The organism is Chryseobacterium sp. JUb7 (assembly GCF_024806495.1).
Lineage (GTDB): Bacteria > Bacteroidota > Bacteroidia > Flavobacteriales > Weeksellaceae > Chryseobacterium.
Genome location: NZ_JANUFF010000001.1, coordinates 292140 through 318974, shown reverse-complemented (window position 1 = coordinate 318974; position 26835 = coordinate 292140). Strand labels below are relative to the sequence as shown.

Genomic DNA, 26835 nt, shown 5'->3' with positions numbered 1-26835 from the left:
CAATATTCCTTACCTTGTCCATTATAAATAAATTCTAATTTCACATTATTCTTATGGAAAAAAGGAAAATAAAAAACACCGATTTATCAATTGCACCTATTAATTTTGGAGGAAATGTGTTCGGATGGACACTGGATGAGAAGCAATCTTTTGAAATTCTCGACCAGTTCATTGACGGAGGTTTTAATTTTATTGACACAGCAGATACCTATTCATGGTGGGTGAACGGAAAAGGTGGACAGTCTGAAGAAATCATCGGAAAATGGATGAAAAGCCGTGCCAACAGACATGGTTTAGTGGTGGCTACAAAAGTAGGTTCTGAAACAAAAGAGCATGGTTTTGATATTAGCAAGAAGCATATTTTAAAATCTGTTGATGAATCTTTACAAAGGCTTCAGACCGATCATATTGATATTTATTATACTCATTTTGATGATAATACGACACCCGTAGAAGAAACCTTATCAGCTTATGATGAAATTATAAAAGCAGGAAAGGTACGATATATTGCTGCCTCTAATCTCTCACCTGAGCGTTTGGAGGAATCGTTTGATGTAGCAGAAAAAAATAATCTTCCAAAATATGTAGCATTGCAGCCTCACTATAATTTGCTGGAAAGAGAAAAATTTGAGAAAGATTATGCCTCTTTAGTTGAAAAATATAATCTGAGTGCATTCCCATACTGGTCTTTGGCCGCTGGATTTCTGACCGGAAAATACCGCAGCGAATCAGACTTCAGTCAAAGCCAGCGAGGAGAAGGAGTGAAAAAATACTTAAATGCTAAAGGGCTGGAGGTTTTAAAGGCATTAGACGAAATAAGTGCAAAACACAACACAAAACAGGCTTCTGTAGCTTTAGCCTGGTTATTGGCAAATCCGCTGATCACGGCACCTATTGTAAGTGCAACCAGTAAATCACAGCTTGAGACTTTATTTGAAGCACCGAAAATTAAATTAACCCAAGAAGATCTTGATCTTTTAAATAATGCAAGCAAGTAAATAAATTCTATAAAAAGTGAAAAAGAGAAGCCGTTCAATGTATTTTTGAACGGCTTTTTATTTTTTAAGTCAGATTAATCTGAATAGTCTTTCAATAACTGTCTGTAACTCATTAATATTGTTGATTTTGATACGAATCCTACAAACGTGTTGTTTTCATCGACCACCGGTAAATCCCAAACTCCGGTATCATCAAAAATCTGTAGAATTTCCAAAGGCTTATTTTCAGATTTAATAATGGCTAAAGGGGCTTTCATCAATTGAATGATACTCAACTCATTTTTATTTTCATTAAATAAATAAGGCCGGATATCATCCAATGTAAGTACTCCTCTCAGTACTTTAAAATCATTAACGACTGCGAAAATATTTTTATCCCCATTCTTTACAGCATTAAAAAGTTCATCAATAGGAGCATTTTCATTGATCATCTGAGAATTAAAATCAATGAAGTTTTTTGTATTTAATGAAGATAAAAGGTTCTTATCATGCTTATTGGTGAAAATTTTACCCTGATCTGCCAGAGATTTCAGCTCCGGAGAAATAGGAGAGAACCATTTGGCAATAAGGTAAGACATCACCGAAACAATCATTAACGGAATAAAAAGATCATATCCGAAACTGGATTCGGCAATCAAAAATATAGCGGTAAGCGGTGCGTACAAAACTCCACTCATTGCACCGGCCATTCCTACCAATACAAGATTGGTAACCGGGACTTCTTTAAAACCAAGATGCTGACAAATTACTGCAAATAAAAACCCGACTGTTCCTCCTGCAAAGAGAGATGGAGCAAAGTTTCCGCCATTTCCGCCACTGAAAATAGTAAAAGAAGTCGCAAAAGCCTTTAACAGGCAAATTAATATAAGAAATATGATGATGGTCCACTCTTTTACTTCAAAATATCTGAACAGACTGTTTTCGATAATAGATAAAGTATTTCCATTGGTGAAAGCTTTTACCGTATCATAACCTTCTCCAAATAAGGGTGGAAAAAGCACACATAAAAAAGATAAAACTGCCCCGCCAAACATGGCTTTACGAAGACGCGACATATTGAGGCTCTTCATAAAATGCTCTACTTTCTGAGAAATGATTACAAAATATCTCGCATACAAGCCTGTTACAACTCCTAAAACAAGATAGTAGGGAACATTTTTATAATTAAAAGCTTCACGCGTATAAAATCTGAATAAAACATCTTCCTGCAACAAAACTCTGGACAAAAGACTGCCACAAACTGCTGCCACCACCAATGGAATGAAATCTGTAAAAACAACACCCGTCAGTAAAATTTCGAATGCAAACATAATTCCCGCAATCGGAGCATTAAAAGCAGACGCAATACCCGCTGTAGCACCGGCTGCCAGCAGTAAGGTCCTTTCTTTATAGCTTAGCCGGTAGGTCTGGGCATAATTAGAGCCAATAGCTGCCCCCGTCACGGCAATCGGGCTTTCCAGACCTGCAGAACCTCCAAGACCAACAGTAATGGCACTCTGCACCATTTGGGAATACATTTTAACAGAAGAAACCACACTGGAATTTTGGGCAATTTCATAAAGAATCGCTCCGATTCCTTTCTTATCCTGTCCTTTAAACAAGGTCAGAACTACAGTCGTCGTCAGTACAATTCCTAAAAACGGAAATATAATGTAAAATAAAATCTGATACTCAAAATGAACTTTGTTGGTGATGAAATAATGGATCGTATGAACGATAGTTTTAAGTAAAACACCCGCCAAACCGGCCGTACAGCCCACAATAATTCCCGAAAGAACAAGAAATTGATTTCGGCTAAGCCTGCTGTTCAGCCAATGCAGAATAAGCTCATAGCTGCGAGCTTTTTCAAGGCCATATTTTTGAAAGTCTCTTTTGAATTTCAGAAAGCTCAGAAACTTTCTTTTATGATGAATGTTCACTTGTTTTTAAGATTTGTATTCTATATTCATGTGATAAATGATGCTTTTGTAAATGTATGAAATATATAATAAAAAACAGGATACACACAACGGTACATCCTGTTAAAATAGCGATTAAATAATTATTTAACAGTATTTTAGTGATTTTTATTTTTTTGCTTTAATAAAATCAGAACTGCCAGAATACAACTCACTGCTCCAAATAAATAGATCGACTGATAATTGAAATATCCCGCAATAATGCCTGCAACAGGTCCTGCCAATCCCAGTGACAGGTCAAAAAAAGCAGAGTAGGCTCCCAATGCAGTCCCTCTCATCTGCGGTGTTACTTTCTTTATCGCTAAAACTCCCAGTGCCGGAAAAACCAAAGAAAAACCGATTCCCGTTAAAGCACAGCCAATAATTGCCATTGTACCGGAAGAAGAAAAACCAATACAAAGCTGCCCCACGATCTCAATTAAAAAAGAAACCAGCGCTACCTTATAGCCTCCGAATTTATCCGGAAAAGAGGAAAAAAACAATCGGGTCAAGATATAAAATCCTCCGAAACATAGGAATCCAAGCGAAGTATCTCCCCAATTTTTTTCGGCAAACAGTAACGCAATAAAAGAAGCGATGCATGCAAATCCCATTGATGAAAAAGCCAGTGCCAGTCCCTGATCAGAAACCTTACCGATCACCTTATAAAATGGAGTTCGTACGTGTGCCGCATCCACTTCCAGTGTGGGAAGCTTAACGGTAGATGCCCAACTGATAACTGATAATACGATAATTCCCAGAAAAGGAGCTAATGTTCCCAAATGATGTACCATCCAAATACTTAAAGGGGCTCCAACTGCTATTCCGGCATACATTGCAATACCGTTCCACGTCATTACCTTTCCTGAATTCCGGGCCCCCAACAGGCCAATTCCCCAGGTTAATGTGCCTGTAACCAACATGCTTTCAGAAATTCCGTGAATAATCCGTGAAATAATAAGCAATACTAAAGCGATCACAGGAAAACTTCCCAGATAAACTACTGAAATATAGAATAATCCGGCAACGAAAACCATAATAACTCCACGATGGTTGCTGATTTTTGCCCCCAAAGTATCGGTAATTTTGCCGGCATACGCTCTGGTAAGCAGGGTGGCCAGCGACTGCAGTCCAATTACACCCCCAATAATAAGGCTTCCGAATTGAAGATCATTTTTTATAAACGAAGGTAAAACGCCCAGTGACATTCCAATCGTTAAATAAACCGCAAATACAGAAATAACAATTGGAACCAGTATTTTTGCAGTTTTTTCTCTTTGAACCGCTCCGTTTGCAGCGACTACTTTTGTACTTTTCATTGTATCTATTTTGTAAAAATATTTTAATGATGCAAAAGTAGATCTGTAAAAGCACTTAAACGATGGCTGTTATAAGGTTATAATTAGATAAATAATGGTTTTTTATTTCTAAAATGAGAAGCTGTTACTGCTGTATGTTTCTTAAAGAATCTGGAAAAATAAGCGTGATCCTCAAAACCCAGCTCAAAAGCAATCTCTTTAATATCTAGATCTGTATAATATAAAAGACGCTGTGCTTCCAGGATAATTTCCTGATGGATCCAGTAACTGGCCGAAAAACCAGTCAGCTCTTTGATAAGTTCATTAAGATAAAGAGGAGTGATATTCAGTAAAGAAGCATATTCTTGTACCTGTTTGGAATTTTTATAATGAGTCTGGATGAGTTGTTTGAACTCAATTAAAGTTTTATGTTTTTTTCCGCCAATCAGTTTTTCCGAATGATGGGTTTGTGCCAAATCCCGGACAACCAATCCAACGAGACTCTCTGCCAGTGATGCTGTTAATTCTTTTTGAAAAGGAGCACTTTGACCTTTCAGAACCGATTCAAAAACCGGAACTAAAGAAAAAATTTCACTTTGAGCAGAAACAGAAACGAGTTGATTGGAATTAAGATAAGTATTAAAAATTTCAAGATATGTTTTAGAGACTAAAGCTGTTTCTATAAAAACAAACCAGCCATCGCAGTCTTTCTGCTTCAGATATCGGTGAACCTGCCCCGAAGCCACATAGGAAACTGCAGCATCCGACAGTAAAACTTCCCGGAAATCGATTTCCAGAAGAAATTCTCCTTTTTTCTGAACAATAAACATGTAATGATCATCGCGATGGGGAATTTCGGCCGTTTCATCCAGCCAGCTGAGCGGTCTTATGTCGATACCTACCGATTTAAGCTCATCTATGTGCAATTCAATTTTTCTTTTTGCCATCGGAATTTGTAAAGTGTAAATTTAAAAATTAAATCACTCTTGATCTGTATTTTTTTTAGGCAAAAGAATTAATCTGATCGATGGATTGTTGGTGATGAATAACCTGAACCATTCTACAGCCAGACGTACTTTATTCCCAAAACTTACTAATGGAATAATATGAATGAAAAGCCAAGTCAGCCATGCTAAAAAGCCTTTAAATGAAAACTTCGGAAGATCTACCACGGCATTGAATTTGGAAATGATGGCCATACTTCCTTTATCATCATATCTGAAAGGGATCTGTTCTTTTCCTTCTTCAATCCGTTTTAAGTTGCGCCCGACATTATTACCGTGCTGTATGGCAACTTGTGCTAACTGAGGGTGACCTTTAGGAAATTTTTCATCAGTCAGCTGCAGTGAAATGTCTCCCAAAGCAAAAATATTTTCGGTTCCAAATACTTTGTTATAAGCATCTACCAGAAGTCTTCTTCCTTTTCCAACACTTTCTTCAGGAATGCCCGGCACTTCACGGCCAATCACGCCTGATGTCCAGATCAGTGTTTCTGTCTGAATTGATGTACCATCTGACAATAATACCTTCCCATCTACATAATCTTTCACGGAAACATTCAGCAGAATTTTAACACCCAATTCTTCAAGTTTTTTATATGCCGTTTCCTGTGCTACTTTACTCATAGGAGAAAGCAGGGTAGGAAGAGCATCAATAAGATATAGATTTGAGAGTCCGTGTTTTATTTCAGGATATTCTTTTTCTGCAATAAACTGTCCCATTTCTGCCAGCATACCGGCAAGTTCCACACCTGTAGGACCACCACCGGCGATTACAATATTCTGTAGCTTTTCTGCTTCTTGAGGATCTTTATTACGGGCTGCCTCTTCCAGATTCAGGAGCATATAATTTCGTAAATAAAGGGCTTCCTCTATATTTTTCATAGGCAGTGCACAGCGTTTTACGTTTTCCATTCCAAAGAAATTGGATTCAGTGCCAAGGGCAATGACTAAATAATCATAACTGATATTTCCGGTATCTGTTTCTATAGAATGGTTTTCAGGATGTATTTTCGTTAGCTCTCCCATATAGAAATGTACATTCGTATATCCGGAAAAAAGTTTTCGGAACGGATAACTTATATTAGAAGCCTCAATAAAAGATGTGGCAACCTGATAAATGAGTGGAGGAAAAAAGTGATAATTGTTTTTATCAACCAGTGTTATACTGAATCTGCTGTCATTTTTTAAGGATTTTATAAGATTAATTCCCGCAAATCCTCCGCCTACGATTACAATGTGCTTTTTCATATTGATCATATTGAAATAGAGCTTAAAAGACTTCAATAATAAGACCAAAAAATATAATCCTGATAAATGTTTAAATCATACATTCAATAAATCTCTGCACGATGTTTGCATCTCAAAAATCAACCAAACACTAAATATTTTCTTATGAAATCACACATTTTAACGGAAAAACACAAACTTGGATTAGGCGGTGTAGCTATAGGAACCGCTTTTGAAAAACTTACAGATGAAGAATCATATGAAGTTCTGCAAAAGGCCTGGGATCTGGGAATAAGATATTATGATACTTCTCCCTGGTATGGACTGACAAAAAGTGAGAGGAGATTCGGGAAATTTCTTAAAAATCAAAACAGAGATGAATTTGTATTTTCTACAAAAGTGGGTCGATTATTTAAAGAAGTTCCTGAATCTGAAGTTCCGCCAACGATGTGGAAAGCTCCGCTTCATTACGATTTTGAACATAATTATACTTCCGATGCCATAAAAAAATCTATTGAAGACAGTCTTGAAAGAAGTGGTCTGAGTTATATTGATATCGTTTATATTCATGATTTATCAGAAGATCAGGTTGGTGACCGATATCCTTATTTTTTGAAACAGGCAAAAGAAGGAGCGTTCAAAATTCTTTCTGAACTGAGAGATCAGGGCATTATTAAAGCCTGGGGAATGGGTGTTAATAAAATAGAACCTATTTTGGACTGTCTGGAAGCTGCGGATCCCGATATTTGTCTCTCAGCAACCCAATATTCTATTTTAGAACATGAAGATGCTGTAGACCGATTGCTTCCTGCCGTAAAAAAAGCCGGTGTAAGACTTGTTTCCGGAGCAGGATATAATTCAGGATTCATCAATGGAAGACCGCGCTATAATTATAAAGATGTCATCCCAAAAGGAATGACTGAAAAGCGTGATAAAATAACGGCAATAGCAAAGAAATATAATATTGATATTGTAGATGCAGCTTTACAGTTTGTGTTGGCAGCAGATGAATTCGCATCAATAATTCCGGGAGCAAGCAAACCTCAGCAGGTGCAGGGAAATGTAAATGCGTTAAACACAGACATTCCTTTGGATTTTTGGAAAGAGCTGAAATATGAAGGTCTTATTTATGAAAAGGCGCAGATTCCGCAATAAATAAGAACCCTTTAAAATAACAAAACCACTGCTCGTGCAGTGGTTTATTTTTTTAATATACTATTATAACTTTAATCTAATGGCTTTCTGCCTGTAATAATATTATATAAAATTACAATAATGGCAATAACCAATAAAACATGAACTAAGTAACCTGTACTGATTCCTGGTACGATGTTCAGCATTCCTAATAGCCAAACGACAATGCAGATGACTGCGACTAACCATAATATACTTCTCATAACGGTAATATTTTAAGTGATTTATTAGATAATAGCATATATCATGCCTTTATTCTAAAATTATATTTAAAATAAATACCACAAAAAGCAAATTGGTTAATGTTTTTAATATTTAAAACTCTGGTAGTCAGATTTTAATTAAATAAGTTTAAAATAAATTAAAGCCTTTTCAATTCCATCATTATCCACCTCTTCAGTAATATAATCGGATATTTCTTTTACATTTTCATTGGCATTACCCATTGCAATCCCAATTTTTGTGAACTTCAGCATGGTAATATCATTTCCTCCGTCTCCAAAAGCCATGGTCTCGGAAACATCGATTCCAAAGTGGTCACAAAAAATTTCAATTCCGATTTGTTTGCTGATTCCGCTTGGATTTACATCCGCAAAAAGAGGAGTCCATCTTGAGGCTATAGAATTTGGCATTACCGTTTTCATAAACTCATCTTCAACCTCTGGTCGAAGAAAAATATTTGCCTGAAGAACATTTTGATAATCAATATTTTCTTTATCATGAACCGGCGGAACCGGAAGGTTAACATGCGCATACATACCGACCACTTCAGGAGTAGCATCATTAATTTCTACCTTGTCTTCATACATTAATGAATAACTTAAAGGAGAATTTTCAGCATAATTGATCAAACCTTTGATATCATTCGGATCAATTGTATTTTTAGATAAAATTTTGCCGTCAGTAGTGGCGCAATAGCCTCCGTTGAATGTAATAAAACCATCAAACTCTATATGAGAAATATGAGCCAGTGTATTAATGGAACGTCCTGTTGCCACAATTACTTTAATGCCTTTTTCACGAAGTTTTTTGATTGAATTCTGCGTAGATTCAGGAATTTTATTGGTCTTAAAACTGATGAGTGTTCCATCGATATCAAAAAATACAGCTTTAATAATTACAGGGGAATTGTCTGTGTGAGTCATGATTTGGAGTATAAAAATATTTGAATTTGTATCTACAAAAATACGACATTATTTGTTTTGATTAATGGTTTAAGCATTTATAAAATTATTAAATTTGATTAAAGAAAATATAAATAATGAAGCCTGTCAAAAATATCCATCAAGAATTTGAGCCTCCCGAAGAGTTAAGCGATATCATCAAGTGTTTTTGGTACAACGACACGGATTTCGGAGAAAAAGAAACCAGTTTTGAAGTGATTCCTGATGGTTATGCTGAAATTATTTTTCATTTTGGAATTGGCTGCAGCATTTCAGATCAAGGAAATCTACTGAAGTTACCATCACCTTTTCTTGTCGGTTTGTTAAATCAGCCCATTCATTTTCATACAAAAGGACGTTTACAAATTCTTGCTGTACGATGTTTTCCATGGGTTGTCTTCGACTTGCTGGGCCTCACATCCAATAAGAATGGAGTTCATATTTTTGAACATCCGATTGCTGGGCTTCAATCCACATTAAATAAACTGCTTGATCAGTGTAAAACTGAAGAGGCGATAAATCACATAAAAGCATATTTCCTGAATATCCGATCCCAGATTCCTTCCGACAGTATGCTCTATAAAGCAGGAATTGCAATGAGAAAAGCCAACGGAGCCATTCCTGTTCATCAAATTGCCGATGCAGCACATTCAACGGTTCGTACTTTAGAAAGAAAGTTTAAACAGTCGTCCGGACATACCGTTAAAGATGTCGCCAGTTTAATGCGTTTTGAGCAGGTCCGTAACAGACTTTGGTCTTATCCGACGACTCATCTTGCAGAACTGGCTGTCGAATTGGGCTATGCAGATCAGGCACATCTCAGTAAGGAATTCAAAAAATATACGGGTACAACACCTTCATCTTTCGCGCGAAAAGCAAAGAAAGAACAGATTCCTGATCATGATTTTGTCGTATTTGTACAATCCTAAGACTTTTATATTTTGGAATTTTGCGTCATTAATTTAAAATGATGAACAAACTACTGAAAAATAAAAAAGTCGCTATTATCGGAGCCGGACCTGTAGGGTTAACGATGGCAAAGTTATCACAGCAAAACGGAGTAGAAGTAACTGTCTATGAAAGGGATAAAGATCCTTATGCCAGAATCTGGGGCGGTACTTTGGATTTACACAAAGATTCCGGACAGAAAGCTCTGCAAAAAGCCGGATTGCTTGAAGAGTATTATAAAACTGCCCTGCCAATGGGAGTAAATATGGCCGATAAAAGCGGGAAAATACAGTCTACAACAGAAATTACTTCCGAAAACCAATATGATAATCCTGAGATCAACCGAAACGATTTAAGAAAAATCCTGATCAACAGTCTTCAGAAGGACACTGTTGTTTGGGACAGAAAACTCGAATCACTCAATGAAGATAACGGAAAATGGCTTTTGAGTTTTGATCTTCAATCGGATGAAACAGCAGATTTTGTTATTGTTGCCAACGGAGGAATGTCCAAAGCCAGAAATTATGTGACCGATACGTTAATTGAAGAAACCGGCACATTTATTATTCAGGGAGATGTACCGGAGCCTGAAATTAATTGTGCGGAGTTTTATCAATTATGCGACGGCAAAAGGCTGATGACTGCCTATAATGGTAATTTACTAGTTGCGAATCCTTTTAATAACGGAGCATTAAGCTATGGGCTAATTTTTAAAACACCTGAAGATTGGAACTCAGGCAATAAATTGAATTTTGGAAATCCTGAGGAAATTAAAAGTTTTCTCGTTGACAGGCTTTCTGCCTGGGATGAAGTCTATCAGAAATTATTCTGTGCAACCACATTCTTTGTCGGACTACCCACAAGAAAGCTTCCGTTGAGCCATCCCTGGAAAATGAATCGTCCTTTGCCCGTCACTCTGATTGGAGATGCGGCTCATTTAATGCCTCCTTTTGCTGGTCAGGGCGTCAATACAGGGCTGCTGGACGCCTTATATTTATCAGAAAATCTTATTGATGGAGACTTTGAGACATTGGAAGCAGCCATTTCTGATTATGAGCGGAGAATGTTCCAGTATGCCAGAGAAGCTCAGCAACAATCCAGTGAAAATGAAATAGAAATGCATGACCCTGATTTTTCTTTTAAACAGTTTATGCATCAATAAATATTAATTAGCAAGGGAATGGTATTTTTATCAAAATTGTTTTTATTATAATAAATAATAATTTATTTAACAATTGATATTAATTATTTAAAATAAAAATAAAATATTGTTTAATTATTTATATCTTTATAAAACATTAACCATGTAAAATTATTATCATGAAGAATTTAAAAAAATTAAACAGAAAAGAATTGAAGAAAATCTCAGGAGGAGATTTAATCGGAAATGTTTTCAGCTATACAGATGAAATAATTCAACTTTTGGATTTAGCAGTATGTAATGTACAGTGCACCGTTAATGGTGTTGTACAAATTAAAATACTTCCTTGTAACAGTACATGCTAGTTTAATACAAAATACTTAAAAACTGCCTCTAAGAGGCAGTTTTATATTGATTCATTATTCCGTTATTTCAATCCAGTTTCCTTCGGGATCTTCTATAATGCTTTCATAATAACCATCTCCGGTAGTTCTTGGTTCTCCAACGACAGTGTAACCATCTTTTCTCAATTTTTCTGTTAATGAATTCACCTTCTCCTTACTCCCTACAGAAAATGCAAGATGGGCAAAACCCATCAATAATCCGCGGAGATTGTTATTTTCGGTAATATCCGACCGCTGCATAATTTCAAGTCTTGCAGAAGAATCATTTTCAAAACTTAAAAAATAAGATGCGAAATGTTTCTCGCGGTTCACATATTTTTCATTGCATTTCATATTAAAATAACTGATATAAAATGTCTTGATCAATTCTAAATTATTACACCACAAAGCTAAATGTTCAATTTTCATTTTGAATTAAATTTTATTTTGCAATATTATGCAAAAATGCATAATATTGCAAAATAAAATTTAAAGAATGAATCAACAACAAATCGTACAAGCCAAAAGAGCAACCCAGTTTATATTTTTAGTCTGCGGGCTCGGAATAGCAAGCTGGGCACCTATCGTTCCTTTAGCAAAAGACAGGCTACAGCTTAATGAAGCAGATTTAGGTTTACTTTTATTATTTCTTGGAGGTGGAGCATTAACGATGATGCCGCTTTCAGGAATTTTTATTCGAAAAATGGGAAGCCGGAAAGTAATTGCGGTGAGCGTATTAGCAACTGCCTTATTACTGCCATGGCTGCTGGTAATTTCCAATATTTATCTGATGGCAGCTGCTCTTTTTGCCTTCGGATGTGGAATAGGAACCGTAGATGTTGCGATGAATGCTCATGGGGTGCAGGTCCAGAATATATATGACAAACCTATCATGTCTTCATTACACGGTTTATTCAGTGTGGGTGGGTTATTCGGATCTTTGGGATTAGGGTTCTTAATGAAAATTGGCTTGGAACCTATTGTTGCAGCCATAAGTATTTCTGTTTTACTTATTCTTCTGTTGATCATCCAGTTTAAAAACCTTTTTACTTACGAAGCAGAACGGGAAATTATCCTTAAATTTTCTCATGTAGACGAGAAAAAATCAGCTAACAATCGCTTTGAATGGCTTAATTCAACGATATTGATATTAGGTTTAATGTGCTTTATAGTTTTCCTTTCTGAAGGAGCAATGCTGGACTGGAGTGCAGTATTTTTGAGAGATACCAAAGATGTAGACGCTGAGTTGGCAGGAATCGGGTATGCTGCTTTTTCAGTGGCAATGGCAGTAATGAGACTTACCGGAGATTCTTTAATCAGTAAATTAAACAGTAAAATTATTGTAATAGGAGGCAGTATCATTGCGGCAGTGGGAATCCTCATTCTGATTTTCAGTCCGTGGATTCCATTGTATTTATTAGGTTTTATTTTATTGGGAATGGGTGCCGCCAATATCGTTCCAGTATTTTTCAGTGAAGGAGGGCGGATTTCAGGCGTATCACCTACAGTAAGTATACCAGCCATTACAACGATGGGATATGCTGGACAGCTCGCAGGACCTGCTTTATTAGGATTTATTGCGCATCATTTTTCTTTGACGGTTGCTTTCGAAAGCATAGCTTTGTTGTTTATTGTCGTAGCTGTTATTTATACATTCAGAAAATAATTTTTATGTTAAAAGAAGAACGTTTTGAGATCATTTTAAAGCATTTAGAAGAAAAAAGCAAGGTAAAATTTGAAGAATTAGCCTTCATTCTTAAAGTTTCTGAAGATACCATACGAAGAGATATAGATCTCCTTCATCGGAACGGACTGCTTTCAAAGGTCCGTGGAGGCGCTATACAGCGAGAAAAAGATCCACTTTCTTTTCAGGACAGACAATCATTTTCGGCAAAGGAAAAAGATATTATTGCCTTAAAAACCCAGCCCTTTATTAAAGATGGAATGACAATTTTTATGGACGGAGGAACAACGATCTGTGCCGTGGCCAGCTGTATGCCTCTTGACATTAAATTGAGGATTATTACCAATAATTATTCATTGATTCCGGTGATGACCAGGTTTCAGAATGTAGAACTGGTGATGCTGGGAGGAACCTATCACCATGATTTGGCTGTCACAACGGGTATTACAACCTGTCAGGAAGTTTCAAAATACATTGCAGATCTTTTCATTATGGGAACCTGTGCTGTAGACGTACATTTTGGGATCTCTGCTACATCGATCTCCGATGGTGAAACCAAGAAAGCAATGTCTGAATCTTCAAAAAAAATAATTGCTTTAGCCAGTGAAAATAAGCTGCGCCGTGCAGAATCTTTTAAAGTTTGTACTATAGAGAATATCGATACACTGATCACAGATTTAGCGGCCAACAATCCTGAATTGGAGTCTTTCAGAAATATTGGTGTTCAGATCATTTAATTTTCATACCAATTCAAAATTTCTTCAAAATTCAATCTTTACATTAGCATCATGAAAATTTTAATTATCGAAGACGAAACAGAATTGGCAAAAAGCATCTCCGAATATCTTTCGGGGGAAAACTATCTGTGCGAATTTGCCTCGACATTCCAGGAAGCCATGAGTAAAATAAATGCTTTCCAATATGACTGTATCTTATTGGATATTATGCTTCCCGACAGAAACGGGCTCACCATTCTGGAAGAATTGAAAAATCAGAATAAACAGGATGGAGTGATTATTATTTCAGCTAAAAATGCGTTAGATGATAAAATAACCGGCCTTCAGCTTGGAGCCGATGACTATCTTACAAAGCCTTTTCATCTTTCGGAATTAATGGCCAGAATTTATTCTATTATCCGTCGGAAACAGTTTAACAATTCCAATATTGTAAAACAGAATGAGCTTCAGATTGATCTTCTTGCCAAAACCGTGACCATCAATGAAAAAACCATTGTTCTTACCAAAAAAGAATTTGATCTTCTGATTTATTTTATAGGAAATAAAAATAAAGTGATCTCAAAAAGTACACTAGCAGAGCATCTTTCCGGGGATTTTGCAGATATGCTCGATAACCACGATTTTGTATATGCTCATGTAAAAAACCTGAAAAAGAAGTTGTATGATGCCGGATGCGATCATTATCTGAAAACAGTTTATGGAACCGGGTATAAATGGGTTTCTAATTCTTAAGAAAATCATACATTTATAATATATAATTCATCACTATCTTGAAACCACTATTAAGTAAAACCACGAAACCTTTTATCATCTACGTACTCATTGTACTGGTTATAAGCATTCCTGTATATTACTTTGTTGTGGACACCATCTGGAAAAGTGAACTGGACGAACATAACGAAACCATTGTTGATAAAACGGCTTACGAATTCGGAAGACTTAATCTTTCTGAAGATGAGCTCGATAAAAGTATTAAGCTGTGGAATCATATTCAACCCGGGACAAATATTGAGAAAATACCGGTAAATACATTAAAAAAAGACCAGTTTTTCACCATTGAAAAACAAAAAACTTTTGTATCTCAACCTGAAATTGAACGTTATCGGTGCTTAAAGAAAGTAGTCTACATCAATAATAAACCCTTTCTCTTTACCGTCGAAACCAATATTGAAGAATCTCATGAAACAATTATCGCTATTGCCGGAATTACTGTTTTTTTCTTCATCCTTATCGTTGCAGGATTATTATTTTTAAACAGAAAGCTTTCAAATTCGGTCTGGAAGCCGTTCAGAAAAACTTTAGATCAGTTAAAAACATTCAATCTGAATCATCATACCAAAATTGAGTTTCAAAACACTGATATTACAGAATTCGAAGAACTTAACCAATCTCTGACAAAACTGATAGAACATAATATTTCGGTATTCAAAACACAGAAAGAATTTACCGAAAATGCTTCACACGAACTTCAGACTCCTCTTGCCATTCTGAAAAACAAACTGGACATTCTGCTGCAAGACCAGCATCTCACAGAAAAGCAATACCAGATTGCAGAAGAAATGAATAAGGCATTAACAAGAAGTTCAAGAATCAATAAAAATTTGCTTCTTCTGGCTAAAATTGAAAACAGTCAGTTTGATATTTCAGAAAACATCTCTCTAGATATCGTGCTGGATCAAAGTATGGAGATCCTCCAGGAACATTTTGAACAAAAAAATATTTCTGTCGACAAAAAAATATCTACCGACATTTCAGTAAAAGGAAATACTGGCTTAACGGAGGTTCTGATCAATAATTTACTGGTCAACGCAATCCGGCACACCTCATCAGGCGGAATGATCACGGTGAAATTAACGGATCACATTTTTGAAGTGACTAATTCAGGAGATGAAAAACTGAATGCCGAATTATTATTTAAAAGGTTTTCAAGAGCGTCAACAGATAATAGTGGAAGCGGTTTAGGATTGGCAATAATCAAAGAAATCTGCAAATTTCAAAAGTGGACTGCAGAATACAGATTTGAAGACCAACAACATATTTTTTCTGTTCATTTTTAAACAATTTGATACTGTAGATGACTGATATAGTAAATGAAAATGCTCGGAAATCATGATGGAAAACTATATTTACAATCCTTTTTTTTCCAGTTTGTCAGGACTACTTTCAATCACACAAAGCTGTATACCTTTCGAAAGGAAAATATCAATTTTCCATAAGGAGACCGAAATACATAACGGACTTCTATTACTTGCAATATCAGGCTTCCTTTCTTATTAAATTCAAACTTTCTTCTAAATCTGTTCAGAATATTGTATTAAAATTAAATAGAATGAACAGAATAAAGCTTTTATTGTTTTCGTTGATAATGATGGTTTCATCAATGGTTTTTGCACAGGTTTCTTCGGTTACCGTTTCAGGAATAGTGACTGATCAGAATAAAACAGTTTTACCCTACACGCATATTGTCCTTAAAAGCTCAAAAGACAGTGTTTTTGTATCTGGAACGATCTCGAATGAAGAAGGTCGGTTTTCCCTGACCAATATAAAGCCTGACCATTATATAATAGAAACTTCCGCCACAGGGTATGATACCGGAACACAACCGCTTTTTATCGGAAGTCTTTCTGAGTTTCTTGAAATCCCGTCTATTGAACTTAAGAAGTCACAGGAGAAAGAAACTACGATAGATGAAGTGGTTGTCACAGTGTCTAAAAAAAATGAAATAAGCAATCATCTTGATAAAAAAACGTATGCTCTTGCCGACAACATCAGCCAAAGCGGAGGCTCTGTTTTACAAAGCATGCAAAATCTGCCCGGAGTTACAGTTCAGGACGGAAAAGTACTGTTGAGGGGCAATGATAAAATCACTGTTTTAATTGACGGTAAACAAACCGCACTTACAGGTTTTGGAAGCCAGACAGGACTGGATAATATCCCATCCTCAGCCATTGATAAAATTGAGATCATCAACAATCCTTCATCAAAATATGATGCCAACGGAAATGCCGGAATCATCAATATTATTATGAAAAAAAATAAACAAAACGGCTGGAACGGTAAAGTGGGTTTAACGGCAGGGCTAGGTTCACTTTGGATAAGAAAAGAAAACCTTCCGACCATAAGACCTCAGTACACGCAGACTCCGAAAATAAACCCATCAGTATCATTAAATTACAGAAAAAATAAGGTTAATGTTTTTCTTCAGGCTGATAATCTATATACAGAAACCCTTAATAAAAATGAATTTGTAACCCGCACTTACGATGACGGCACCATCATTCATTCCCAGTTAAAAAGAAACCGGAATACCAATTATTTTACAACAAAAGCCGGAATCGACTGGAATATAGACCCGCAGAATACCTTAACCGTTTCAGGTTTATACGGGAGTGAAAAAATCATCGACCGTGGAGATCAGCCTTTTTTCAACGGAGATCTCTCACAGAGCCTTCGTCTCTGGCAGTTTTTGGAAGACGAACTGAAGACCACCATTATGGCAACAGCTTCTTATCAGCATAAATTCAAGGAAGCCGGACATGTCCTTAATATCGGATTTAATTATACTTTCCACAGAGAAGATGAGAAATATTTTTATGACAATTATTTACCAACTTCAACAGGCACCGATGCTTTTAAATTGCTGTCTGATGAACAGGTTTATGATCTGAATATCGATTATGTCAAACCTTTAAAATACGGCCGGATTGAGACCGGAATTAAGCTGAGAAGCAGAAATATTCCTACCAATATGAATTTTATTCCGGGGTTCAATTCTGTTTTAGATGTAAATGCAGGAGGTTGGGCAACATATAAAGAATTAATACCTGCCATTTACGGAAATTACATTTTTGAAAATGAAAAATGGGAAGCTGAGCTGGGCGTAAGACTTGAATATGTGAAAGTTCAGTATGATGTGAATCCTAATCATCCTACTTATAAAAGTGACAGCTATAATTACACACAACCCTTTCCAAATCTTCGACTTGCCTACAAATTAAATGCCCACAATAAATTGTCGATTTTCTATAACAGAAGGGTAGACCGTCCGAATGAAGTAGATATCCGTATTTTTCCAAAATATGATGACGCAGAAATTATAAAAGTGGGTAATCCTCAATTAAGACCTCAATTTACCAATTCAATCGAGCTGGGGCATAAATACAACTGGAATAGCGGTTATCTGTACTCCGCATTATACCATCGTTTTGCTAATGGAACCATCACAAGAATTTCCAGTATTGTTCCTGAAAGCACACTGATTTACGCTGTGTTTCAAAATGCTGGAAAGAGCTATAATTCCGGTTTAGAAGCTATCTGGAATCAGAAGATTTCTAAAGTGTATTCATTTAATATCAATGGAAATATTTACAGAAATCAGATTAATGCCTTTTCGGTAGAAAATCTCTATCCTCAACCTACTGTTTTTTCTGCAGATCAGCAGACTGCTATTTCCGGGAACTTAAAGTTTAATAATACTTTTAAATTTTCCAAAGGTTTAGACGCGCAGCTTACGGCAGTCTATCTGGCTCCGGATATTATTCCACAAGGTAAAATAGGCTCGCGGTTTTCAATGGATGTAGGATTAAAAAAATCAATCCAAAAGGGCAAAGGAGAAGTATTTCTGAATGTCACAGATCTTTTGAACACGATGAAAATCAGGAAAAAAATCCAGGGTTCGGGTTTCGGATATACGAGCGATGATTATTTTGAAACACAGGTAGTAAGAATAGGGTACAGTTATAAGTTTTAAAAACAGACATGAAATCAAAAGTAATATGGATCATGAGTATTGCATGATCATCAAATCGGTTATGGAGTACCAGCCAGACCATACAAGATCTTAAGCAGCTTAATTTTTCAACCAGAGATAAAATTAGATCTGATCACATCCGGTTATAAAATTATCTCAGTTTGCTCCCGCCGTATTGGTATATGGAAATACGATCGGCGTAAAACTTTTTAGAAGGATCTATAAAATGATTACGGCCTCCATCGGAGGCCGTAATCATTATTTTTTCTTAAGATCTTTATTGATCTGTTTTTCTGCATTTTTAGCTTTCTGCTCCTGCGCATCTCTCTGCTTGCGCTGTTCTGCACGGGATTTTTTAGCAGCACGCTTTTCTTCGCGAATGACTTTATTAGACTTTTTATTATACAGGGCTTCTATAATTCCCTGACCGGTTTTACTGAAAACCTTGATTTTTGGTTTATCATGTGTTCCTGTTACTACAACCGGAAAACCAATCCACCCGGCAGGAGGGAGCCCAACTCTTACCTGAAGATCCAACAAGCCATTGAAACTTGTTGTTCCGCTGATCGTAGGTCTTAATACTGAAACTTTAAACGTAAATTTATCTACATGAATAAGATTATTCTTAATATGTGTTTCAATATTTACCCCTTTCATATCAGGATTATCAAAAGCTTTGGCGCCAATATTATCGCCTACTGCGGAAAGCATTTTAAGATTTTTAACTTCCACATCCCGAAGATTAACGATACCACCACCTTCCAGTGAAGGGTAAATAGGGCTCATATTCTTATCAAAATCTCCTTTTAACTTATAATCGAGTGATACAATTCCTTTTACGTCTTTTGCTGCAGTAGCCATTTCACGCACCATATCAATTTCTTTATATGCTCTTTGAACATCAAAATCCTGAACTTTAAGGGCTATATCGTAGTTGGCAGTTAATGGAGATTCATTCTGATAGCGGGCATCTATATTCATACGGCTTCCGATAATATCAAAAGAAGTATTTTTAAGATAAACCTGTCCTGTACTCACAGAAGCAGTCCCTTTCAGGTGATTCAATCCTAAACCTTTGAACTCTACCTTTTTTGCATTGGCTTCCAGTGAAACATCCAGATTTTTAGGAACAATCACAACACCGCTGCTTTTAGGATTTTCAACTTTCGCATATTCCACTTCTATAGACTTATTGGTGTTGTCGCCACTTTTCAAAGCCATAAATTCATCAATCAGGATATAGTTTGAATTCAAGGCAAATTTTCCGTGAAGCGTTCCTTTTCTTTCAATGAAATAATTAATGGTATTGAGTAAATAACCGTTCAACGCAAAATCAGACTTTCCATAAGTGGCAAAGAACTTTCTGAACCACATTTTTTCATTCTCAAACTGGAAGTTTCCTTCTTTGATATAAAATGATTTAGGCAGATACTCCGTTGTCGCTTTAATATTTTTAAGAATTAATGTTCCACGGTTATCCAATTTGCTGTACTGTCCTTTTGTAGCATAACTCTGTCTTCCGTTCAGGGATAGATCAGCCATAATTAATCCACTTATATCCAGTCCTTTTTTAGCGAAAACCTTGTAAATTCTTCCTACATTAAGGACTCCTTTTGCTTTCACTTTATACAGCAGATCTTCAAAATCCTGTAAGTCAGCATTCACAAAAACTGGGTTCCCTTCAAAATCAAAACTGAAAGGATCCATCTTCACACCAAGGCTTCGGAAAGTTCCATCCGTATTATTGATATGAGCAACCATATTAATATTCTGAATAGGGTTGGGATAATAATTAGTCTTTACAAAACCATTTTTAAGATTAAGGTAACCATCGGTTTTTGGAAACAGTTTTTTGTCCAGGCTGAAAATCCCGTTTGCTATGATATTGGTATCGATTAAACCTCGTATATCAATATCTTTCAATCCTAATGCCTGATCCAGCATCTGCAGATCTACCGCACCTTTTATATTGGCATTCACCTGCATTTCATTAACGCCCTGAGTTTTTACATAAGCCCTGAAATTATTTTTGGGTCCGAGATCAAAACTTAATTTCTTTAAATTTACCGCAAGCTGATTAGGGTCTAATGAAGGTAAATCGACATTAAAATCCATATTAAGATTGCTCATGGGAACCGGAGCTTTTCCGTTGGATACAAATCCGTTTTTAACTAAAAGTCTTGCTTTAACTCTCGGTTTAATATTCTTAGGCTCACTGAATCTTCCTTTGATATGGAAATACAGGTCACTGTTGCCTTCAATTTTGGTGTCTTTTGCCCAGTCAAGATATTGTGGTGGTAACACTGAAATCATTTCGCGGATCGTCGTTTTTTCTGAAGCCGCTTTGATATCCATATTATATCCGTCTTTTAAGATACTCAATGCTCCGTTAAATTTCAAAGGCAGGTCATTAATTCTCAACTCATTCTTTCTGAGTACAAAGGTTAACGCATTGGTATTTATTCTGGTAATTAAATCTGCATGAAGCTTTTTTTCTTTAGCATAATAAATTCTGTTTAGACTGAAATCTAATTTATCAATATCAAGATTCGTCTCCAGATCGAAAATATCTTCGCTTAATCCACCTTTTCCAGTGTAATTCAAACCTTTTGCATCCACAAGAACTCTTGCAGCGTGATCATTGTATTTAATATGCCAGTTTTTGAACTTAATAAGATCCAGCTTGATCGAAGCTCCGGATTCTGTGGTATCCTGAGGTTTTTTGGAAGGCTCGGAAACATATACATTATAATTTGCCTCACCTTTGGAGTTCACAAAAACATTGGCATAAGCGTCAGTAACATATATTTCATCAATTTTTACTTCTCTGTTGAAGATCAGATTTTTAAGATTAATCCCTACCGCCACTTCTTTGGCCATTAAAAGGGTATCATTCTGAAAAGGCTTGGAGCCCTGCAGCAAAAGATCATCTACAGAAACCGTAAGTGATGGAAAATGTCGGAAAAACGTTAACTGTGTCTTTTTATAATCCAGTTTTCCTGCAAGATGTTGATTCGCAAATATTTTCACCTGCCTGGATATTGTTCCCGGAAATAAAATGGGGATGATAAACATCAAAAAAAGAATTGATGCCAACGAAATTCCGATCCATTTTAGAATTTTCAAAATTATTTTTTTAAACTTTTCCATAAATGTTATGATAATTTTGATTTTAAGAATGTCTTTTATACAAATAAGGGTAATATGTAGTGATAATCTAAAATCAAGCCATTTTTTATTGAAGGTCCGCAAAATACGGAATAAAATCAGACTCTAATATTACATCTTTTTAAACTTTTTTATGAAGAAAAACTTAAGAAAGAAAGAGAACTTAAGAAATACGTCCTCAAATACAAAAAAAAGCAATTTTGCTCTATACAAAAGGGTTTATAGAGATGATCAAAATAAAAAAGAGTAACCTTTATATGATTACTCTTTTTTATGTGTATTTATCAGTTCAAAATTTCGTTCATCTGTGTTAAAATGACAGGTTTTCCGTCAGTGATTAGGATTGTGTGCTCGTGCTGAGCCATATAACCGCCTTTATTACCTACCATTGTCCAGCCATCATTAAGTTCTATAGCCAGTGTAGAATCTGTTGCGATAAAGGTTTCAATGGCGACAACAGAATTCTTTTTAAATCTTCGCGAATCAAAACGGTTTCTGTAATTAAGCAACTCGTCCGGCTCTTCATGTAAACTTCGGCCAACACCGTGACCGCCCAGGTTTTTAATTACCCTGAAGCCTCTTTTTTTTGCTTCGGTTTCCATAAGCGAGCCGATATCTGCTATTCTGACACCGCCCTTAATCTGATTAATTGTTTTTTGCAGAATATCCTTAGAAGCGTTCACCAACTTCTGATGCCCATAAATATCTTTTCCAATCACAAAAGAACCTCCGTTATCAGCCCAATATCCATTGAGCTCTGCTGAAACATCGATGTTGATAAGATCTCCTTCATTCAGTATACGCTGATCAGTAGGAATTCCGTGGCAAAACTCCTTATCTACACTTATACAGGTCCAACCCGGAAAACCATATGTCAGATAGGGAGCTGATTTCGCTCCAAAATCAGATAGTATCTTAGCACCATACTCATCAACCTGTTTTGTCGTCATGCCTGGCTTAGCGTAGTTCATCATTTCTTTCAACGTGTAGGCTACTGCTTCGCTTACTTTCTGCATTCCGATTAACTCAGGTTCATTAGTTATTGACATTTTATTGTGTTTAGGTTTGATGTTAAAAATATTCTTTAATGCAAATTTAAGAATTAATATTTTTCTTTTTTACGATCTTTTTATTTTATAAAATCTGAGAAAATTTATGATGAATTTTTACAATCAAAAAACGGGTATTTATTCTGCTTAAGATTTAAAAGATGTTAAAATTTTTCTTATTTTTATTCCACAGAAAGTGAATTTTAACTTTTTTTGATCAAAATCAGCATAAAAAAAGACATGATTTATTATCAAAACACTACTAAAACCGTCATTAATTATTAATATTACCAAAAAATGAGTAAAAAAAAGTTAATAATGCAAAATATCAATTTAGTAGAAATATACTTATTTAACATAAAGAAAATCAATAAGATAAACTAGGGAATGGAATATTCAAAAAATTCCAGTTATATTAATCAAATATTAAATTATAAAAATGTTTAGTTATTTTTTTGAAAATAATATCGCCATATATTTATTATTCATATCTTAGTGAAGTATTAATCATATAAAATTTTATTCATGAAAAACTTAAAAAAACTAAACAGAAACGAGCTAAAATCTATCGAAGGTAATGGATTATTAGGAGACCTAGGAGCAGGACTAGGCGTATTAATTGGTGGAATTGGTGCTACAGTTGGTGGTATCATCGTAGGTACATTCCAGACAGCTGAAGGTTTAATGTGTAAAATCAACTGTACTGTAAACGGTGTTGTTGATATCAAAATCCTTAAGTGCGATAACGCTGCTTGCTAAAAGCAGGAAATGAATTATTAATCAAATAAATTTCTATTCATGAAAAACTTAAAAAAACTAAACAGAAACGAGTTAAAAACGATTGATGGTAATGGTTTATTAGGCGGTTTGCTAGGTGGAATTGTAGGAAGTGGAGGAGTAATAATCGGGATCATTAAAACAGCAGACGGCATCATAGACAATGCTGTTGGTACAGTAGATAATACTATTTGCCAGGTACAGTGTCTTATTAATGGTGTTGTTGTGATCAAACCACTTAACTGCAGTGCAACTACTTGTTAAGATAACAGATCTATAAAATAATAGGGCTGTCTCACAGGAGACGGCCTTTTCTATGGGGTAATAATTAAATTTCATTAAAAATTTATAGATAAGTTAGGGAATCGTATCTGTATCATATCTATTATATATTAATGAAATATGAAATCATAAAAATATTTAATTATTTATTCAAAAAAATTTTAACACAATTTCAATTATTCATATCTTAGTGATGTATTAATCATATAAAATTTTTATCATGAAAAACTTAAAAAAATTAAGCAGAAACGAAATGAGAAACATTGAGGGCAACGGTTTACTAGACGGTCTTCTAGGTGGAATTGGTAATGTTGTCGGTGGTGCGCTTGGAGGAGTTGGTTCCGCAGTAAATACAGCACTTTGCGACTTGCAGTGTACACTTGGTAACATTGTACACGTTACACTTTTCGATAGTTGTCAGTCTTACGTTTGCAAATAAGTATACAGAAAACTATTGAAGTATTAACTCTAAATAAATAATATCATGAAAAACTTAGAAAACTTAAAAAAACTGGATAGAAACCAACTAAAAACAATTTCCGGAGATGGAATAGATGGTCTTTTAACCGGTCTTGGAACTTTGGTAGGAAATCTTCTTGATGGAGTAGGCGGAGTTCTTCAAGGGACCGTAGTTGGAACTCTTAAAACATTGGAAGGCGGGCTATGTGAAGTAAACTGCCTGCTTAAGGATGTGATAGAAATCAAAATCGTTAAATGTGGTCCTACTTGTTAATATATAACAGTAAAATATAACTATACCGCTCTTTTTGAGCGGTTTTTTTTATGTTTATTCTTTGTATCAATTAATTCAGAAACTAAACGATACCGTATTTCTACGTATTAAAAATCAATCCTTTATCGCGATATTTGATTATTAATATACATAACTGATAACCCTTCAAACATGTAATCTATGTCAGCAAAAACAGTTCATTTTAACGTCGAAGTCAATCAGATGAAGATCACTTCGGGTCATTTTCAGGTTTTCGGAATCGTGGAAAACTATATTGGTCCCGTAAATACCCAGACTCCTTTTCAGGGAAATTCCTTTAATGCTTCTGTTAAGGAAAAAGAATCAGAATATTACTCAGTTACTGTTTGGATTAATGAATACAGTATTGATAATATAGTCTATAAAGTTCAGGGAAATCCTCTGACCTTGCTGGCGACATTTTATCTTCCTGACTCAAAAGATACTGTAAAAGTCACTCCGGAATCGTCAATCGCTTCCCTGTATACTTTTGCAAGAATGACTGTGGTAGAAAATGATGGCAATGTACATATAAAAGGAACCGAACGCAATATGAAAATCGCCTATGGGATGAAGCAAAATCTGTATAAAACTGAAGGCGGTATCGGAACTATGATCAGCACATCTCCCAATGGTTTTGAAACCAACAGCTATCCGATGTTTAATTCATTATGCAATCTGTATTATTATTGTCTTACCAATCCTGTAGCGAATACCGGCAAGCCTTTTTACGATCAGTTTCTGGACTATGCCTGGCATCCGTCTGATACACCGAATACAAATTTTCTTCAGGCTGTCCGTAATCTATTATATGATCCGTTTACCAATGCAGGCAATATCTACCAAATGCTTGTAGGCATGGAGGAAATCTATAATGATTCACTGGTATCGATGAAAAATGTAGACGAAGATAAAAAAGCACCGAACAACTGGACTCTTACCTTAAAAAGTAATTCCTCAGGAGCCAGAAACTTTATTCCGAGCGGTGCTGCTTATGTGGTATTCGATGCCGATGATAATGCCTGGGTAGCCAATAACTTCCGGGCCGGTTCCGCAGATTCGGGTACACATTGTCCTGTATATAAATACGATGCAAGTCCGGCAGATTTTTCTCCTGTACAGGGTGGCGGATTATTGGGAGTAGCATTTGGAGCTGCCGTAAGCCCGGACAGGAAATATATTTCTTTTGGAAACTTTGGATGGGGACCTGAATTCAACAATCCTCAAGAAGGAAGCATTTCCCGATTTTACTATAAAGACGGCAGGCCGATAAGCTCTTCCAACGGCTTTACTTTGGGACTTTCCCGTGTTCAGGGAATGCAGTATGATCAGGAGGGTAATTTATGGATGGCTTCTGTTGGCTGTCAGGATCCGTTTGCACCTTCAAAACCAGGAGTTTATCCTTTTGAGAGTGAGCCCAGCGCAGTTGTCGTTTATCTAAAACCGAAAGATGGAGATTATGGAAAAGGGCCTGTTCCTGAGCTTACCCTGATCTGTAACGAATTTCCTGTTAAAAAATCTCCGGATTCTGAGCCCGTGATCACGAAAACACCCTATCTTAAAATATTTGATGTTGCCCCTGATAATAAAGGTAACGCGTATATTTCATGCATCGGCAATTATGATAAAGATAATATTGAAAACTGTGCTTTTTCTGCTGTATACAAAGTGGCGATTGAAGAAAATCGGTTAATCGTAAAAAACAGCTGGTTCAGTGACTTTTCCGGCAGTGCCAATGGTAAAGAAGGCTACGAATCACTGCGTCAGATAACCATAAACGGAGAAGGTGACATCGTTGTCGTAGGTGTGAGCAGTGGCCGCGCCACAATATTGAGTCATGACCTTTCTACCTTAAAAGGATATTATGATGTTAACACCTATGCACCGTGGGGAGTGAAAATTGATAAAAAACAAACTGTTTTTCTGGCGAATTTTGGACATGAAACTGATTTTAAAGACAATCCGACTCTGGACATGCAGGGACCTTTCGGGGTAACCATGCTCCGTGAACCATCAAAGCCTGAATCAGCAATGCTTCTTACTGTTCCGACAGGTGGTGCTGAAGTAACTTTAGCGAATGGATTTCCACTTTACGGAACGCAGACCAAACCAAAATTACAGCAGTCAAGACATGAACCCGTACAAATGCACTGTTACCAGCCTATCATGCGTTTAACTTCAACCAACATTGATGGTGCCGGCAATCTTTGGTGTATGAATAACTGGAAACCTTCAGCTTTGGTAGACGTTTTAGACAATCCGGGTGGTGATGGTGTTGTAATTTTCTTAGGAATCGCAGAACCTGAATAAACTTTAATAATATTAAGTGCATGTTTAAATTTAGTTC

24 protein-coding genes are annotated in these 26835 nt (G+C 36.0%); 15 read left to right on the top strand and 9 right to left on the bottom strand.

Annotated elements, in window-relative coordinates; all coding sequences use genetic code 11:
• Positions 1-53 precede the first annotated feature (53 nt).
• Positions 54-998: an aldo/keto reductase gene (locus M2373_RS01485; protein ID WP_259106696.1), complete on the top strand. Its 945-nt coding sequence runs from the start codon at positions 54-56 to the stop codon at positions 996-998.
• A 74-nt stretch (positions 999-1072) separates the two neighbouring features.
• Here the strand turns inward: M2373_RS01485 and M2373_RS01480 are convergent, their stop codons facing one another.
• The 4 genes from M2373_RS01480 to M2373_RS01465 form a co-directional block, all read right to left on the bottom strand.
• Positions 1073-2917, bottom strand: coding sequence for a chloride channel protein (locus M2373_RS01480; protein WP_259106694.1), 1845 nt, complete (start codon positions 2915-2917; stop codon positions 1073-1075).
• Between the two features lie 137 nt (positions 2918-3054).
• A complete protein-coding gene (locus M2373_RS01475) occupies positions 3055-4254 on the bottom strand; it encodes an MFS transporter (RefSeq protein ID WP_259106692.1) in 1200 nt (399 codons plus the stop codon).
• A gap of 83 nt (positions 4255-4337) precedes the next feature.
• A complete protein-coding gene (locus tag M2373_RS01470) occupies positions 4338-5180 on the bottom strand; it encodes an AraC family transcriptional regulator (protein ID WP_259106690.1) in 843 nt (280 codons plus the stop codon).
• Positions 5181-5213: 33 nt separating this feature from the next.
• The gene (locus M2373_RS01465) at positions 5214-6482 is read right to left on the bottom strand and encodes an NAD(P)/FAD-dependent oxidoreductase (RefSeq protein WP_259106688.1); all 1269 of its coding nucleotides are present in this window, start codon (positions 6480-6482) and stop codon (positions 5214-5216) included.
• A 144-nt stretch (positions 6483-6626) separates the two neighbouring features.
• On the opposite strand from M2373_RS01465, the gene M2373_RS01460 reads away from it, so the two are divergent.
• Positions 6627-7616, top strand: coding sequence for an aldo/keto reductase (locus M2373_RS01460; RefSeq protein WP_259106686.1), 990 nt, complete (start codon positions 6627-6629; stop codon positions 7614-7616).
• A 71-nt stretch (positions 7617-7687) separates the two neighbouring features.
• Here M2373_RS01460 and M2373_RS01455 read toward each other — a convergent pair whose 3' ends face one another.
• Entirely contained in the window at positions 7688-7858 is a 171-nt protein-coding gene (locus M2373_RS01455) for a lmo0937 family membrane protein (protein ID WP_259106684.1), read from the bottom strand.
• A 138-nt stretch (positions 7859-7996) separates the two neighbouring features.
• On the bottom strand, positions 7997-8800 hold the full coding sequence (locus tag M2373_RS01450) for a Cof-type HAD-IIB family hydrolase (RefSeq protein WP_259106682.1): 804 nt from the start codon (positions 8798-8800) through the stop codon (positions 7997-7999).
• Between the two features lie 116 nt (positions 8801-8916).
• On the opposite strand from M2373_RS01450, the gene M2373_RS01445 reads away from it, so the two are divergent.
• The 3 genes from M2373_RS01445 (at position 8917) to M2373_RS01435 (ending at position 11272) form a co-directional block, all read left to right on the top strand.
• The gene (locus M2373_RS01445) at positions 8917-9747 is read left to right on the top strand and encodes a helix-turn-helix domain-containing protein (RefSeq protein WP_259106680.1); all 831 of its coding nucleotides are present in this window, start codon (positions 8917-8919) and stop codon (positions 9745-9747) included.
• Positions 9748-9785: 38 nt separating this feature from the next.
• The gene (locus M2373_RS01440; RefSeq protein ID WP_409013172.1) at positions 9786-10928 is read left to right on the top strand and encodes an FAD-dependent oxidoreductase; all 1143 of its coding nucleotides are present in this window, start codon (positions 9786-9788) and stop codon (positions 10926-10928) included.
• A 158-nt stretch (positions 10929-11086) separates the two neighbouring features.
• Positions 11087-11272 carry a bacteriocin-like protein gene (locus tag M2373_RS01435; RefSeq protein WP_259106678.1) on the top strand — a complete coding sequence of 62 codons (186 nt, stop codon included), beginning with the start codon at positions 11087-11089 and terminating at the stop codon, positions 11270-11272.
• Positions 11273-11326: 54 nt separating this feature from the next.
• Here the strand turns inward: M2373_RS01435 and M2373_RS01430 are convergent, their stop codons facing one another.
• A complete protein-coding gene (locus M2373_RS01430) occupies positions 11327-11719 on the bottom strand; it encodes a VOC family protein (RefSeq protein WP_259106676.1) in 393 nt (130 codons plus the stop codon).
• A 67-nt stretch (positions 11720-11786) separates the two neighbouring features.
• On the opposite strand from M2373_RS01430, the gene M2373_RS01425 reads away from it, so the two are divergent.
• The 5 genes from M2373_RS01425 to M2373_RS01405 all read left to right on the top strand — a co-directional run bounded on the left by M2373_RS01425 (position 11787) and on the right by M2373_RS01405 (position 18461).
• Positions 11787-12956 carry an MFS transporter gene (locus tag M2373_RS01425; RefSeq protein WP_259106673.1) on the top strand — a complete coding sequence of 390 codons (1170 nt, stop codon included), beginning with the start codon at positions 11787-11789 and terminating at the stop codon, positions 12954-12956.
• Positions 12957-12961: 5 nt separating this feature from the next.
• Positions 12962-13711 carry a DeoR/GlpR family DNA-binding transcription regulator gene (locus M2373_RS01420; protein WP_259106671.1) on the top strand — a complete coding sequence of 250 codons (750 nt, stop codon included), beginning with the start codon at positions 12962-12964 and terminating at the stop codon, positions 13709-13711.
• 51 nt (positions 13712-13762) lie between these two features.
• Positions 13763-14443: a response regulator transcription factor gene (locus tag M2373_RS01415; RefSeq protein WP_259106669.1), complete on the top strand. Its 681-nt coding sequence runs from the start codon at positions 13763-13765 to the stop codon at positions 14441-14443.
• Positions 14444-14481: 38 nt separating this feature from the next.
• Complete coding sequence (locus M2373_RS01410; protein WP_259106667.1) at positions 14482-15768, top strand: HAMP domain-containing sensor histidine kinase; 1287 nt, start codon at positions 14482-14484, stop codon at positions 15766-15768.
• 272 nt (positions 15769-16040) lie between these two features.
• The gene (locus M2373_RS01405) at positions 16041-18461 is read left to right on the top strand and encodes a TonB dependent receptor (protein ID WP_259106665.1); all 2421 of its coding nucleotides are present in this window, start codon (positions 16041-16043) and stop codon (positions 18459-18461) included.
• Between the two features lie 258 nt (positions 18462-18719).
• On the opposite strand, the gene M2373_RS01400 is transcribed toward M2373_RS01405, so the two are convergent.
• Both M2373_RS01400 and map read right to left on the bottom strand, forming a co-directional pair.
• Positions 18720-21587 (bottom strand): AsmA-like C-terminal region-containing protein, encoded by a 2868-nt coding sequence (locus tag M2373_RS01400; protein WP_259106663.1) that lies wholly within the window; start codon positions 21585-21587, stop codon positions 18720-18722.
• 326 nt (positions 21588-21913) lie between these two features.
• Complete coding sequence (map, locus tag M2373_RS01395) at positions 21914-22678, bottom strand: type I methionyl aminopeptidase (protein ID WP_259106661.1); 765 nt, start codon at positions 22676-22678, stop codon at positions 21914-21916.
• Positions 22679-23203: 525 nt separating this feature from the next.
• Here map and M2373_RS01390 point away from each other — a divergent pair.
• The 5 genes from M2373_RS01390 to M2373_RS01370 all read left to right on the top strand — a co-directional run bounded on the left by M2373_RS01390 (position 23204) and on the right by M2373_RS01370 (position 26798).
• A complete protein-coding gene (locus M2373_RS01390; protein ID WP_259106659.1) occupies positions 23204-23437 on the top strand; it encodes a bacteriocin-like protein in 234 nt (77 codons plus the stop codon).
• A gap of 39 nt (positions 23438-23476) precedes the next feature.
• On the top strand, positions 23477-23719 hold the full coding sequence (locus M2373_RS01385) for a bacteriocin-like protein (RefSeq protein ID WP_259106657.1): 243 nt from the start codon (positions 23477-23479) through the stop codon (positions 23717-23719).
• Between the two features lie 238 nt (positions 23720-23957).
• Positions 23958-24176: a bacteriocin-like protein gene (locus M2373_RS01380; RefSeq protein ID WP_259106655.1), complete on the top strand. Its 219-nt coding sequence runs from the start codon at positions 23958-23960 to the stop codon at positions 24174-24176.
• A 45-nt stretch (positions 24177-24221) separates the two neighbouring features.
• Complete coding sequence (locus tag M2373_RS01375; protein WP_259106653.1) at positions 24222-24470, top strand: bacteriocin-like protein; 249 nt, start codon at positions 24222-24224, stop codon at positions 24468-24470.
• Positions 24471-24650: 180 nt separating this feature from the next.
• Positions 24651-26798 (top strand): hypothetical protein, encoded by a 2148-nt coding sequence (locus M2373_RS01370; RefSeq protein ID WP_259106650.1) that lies wholly within the window; start codon positions 24651-24653, stop codon positions 26796-26798.
• The last annotated feature ends 37 nt before the right edge of the window (positions 26799-26835 follow it).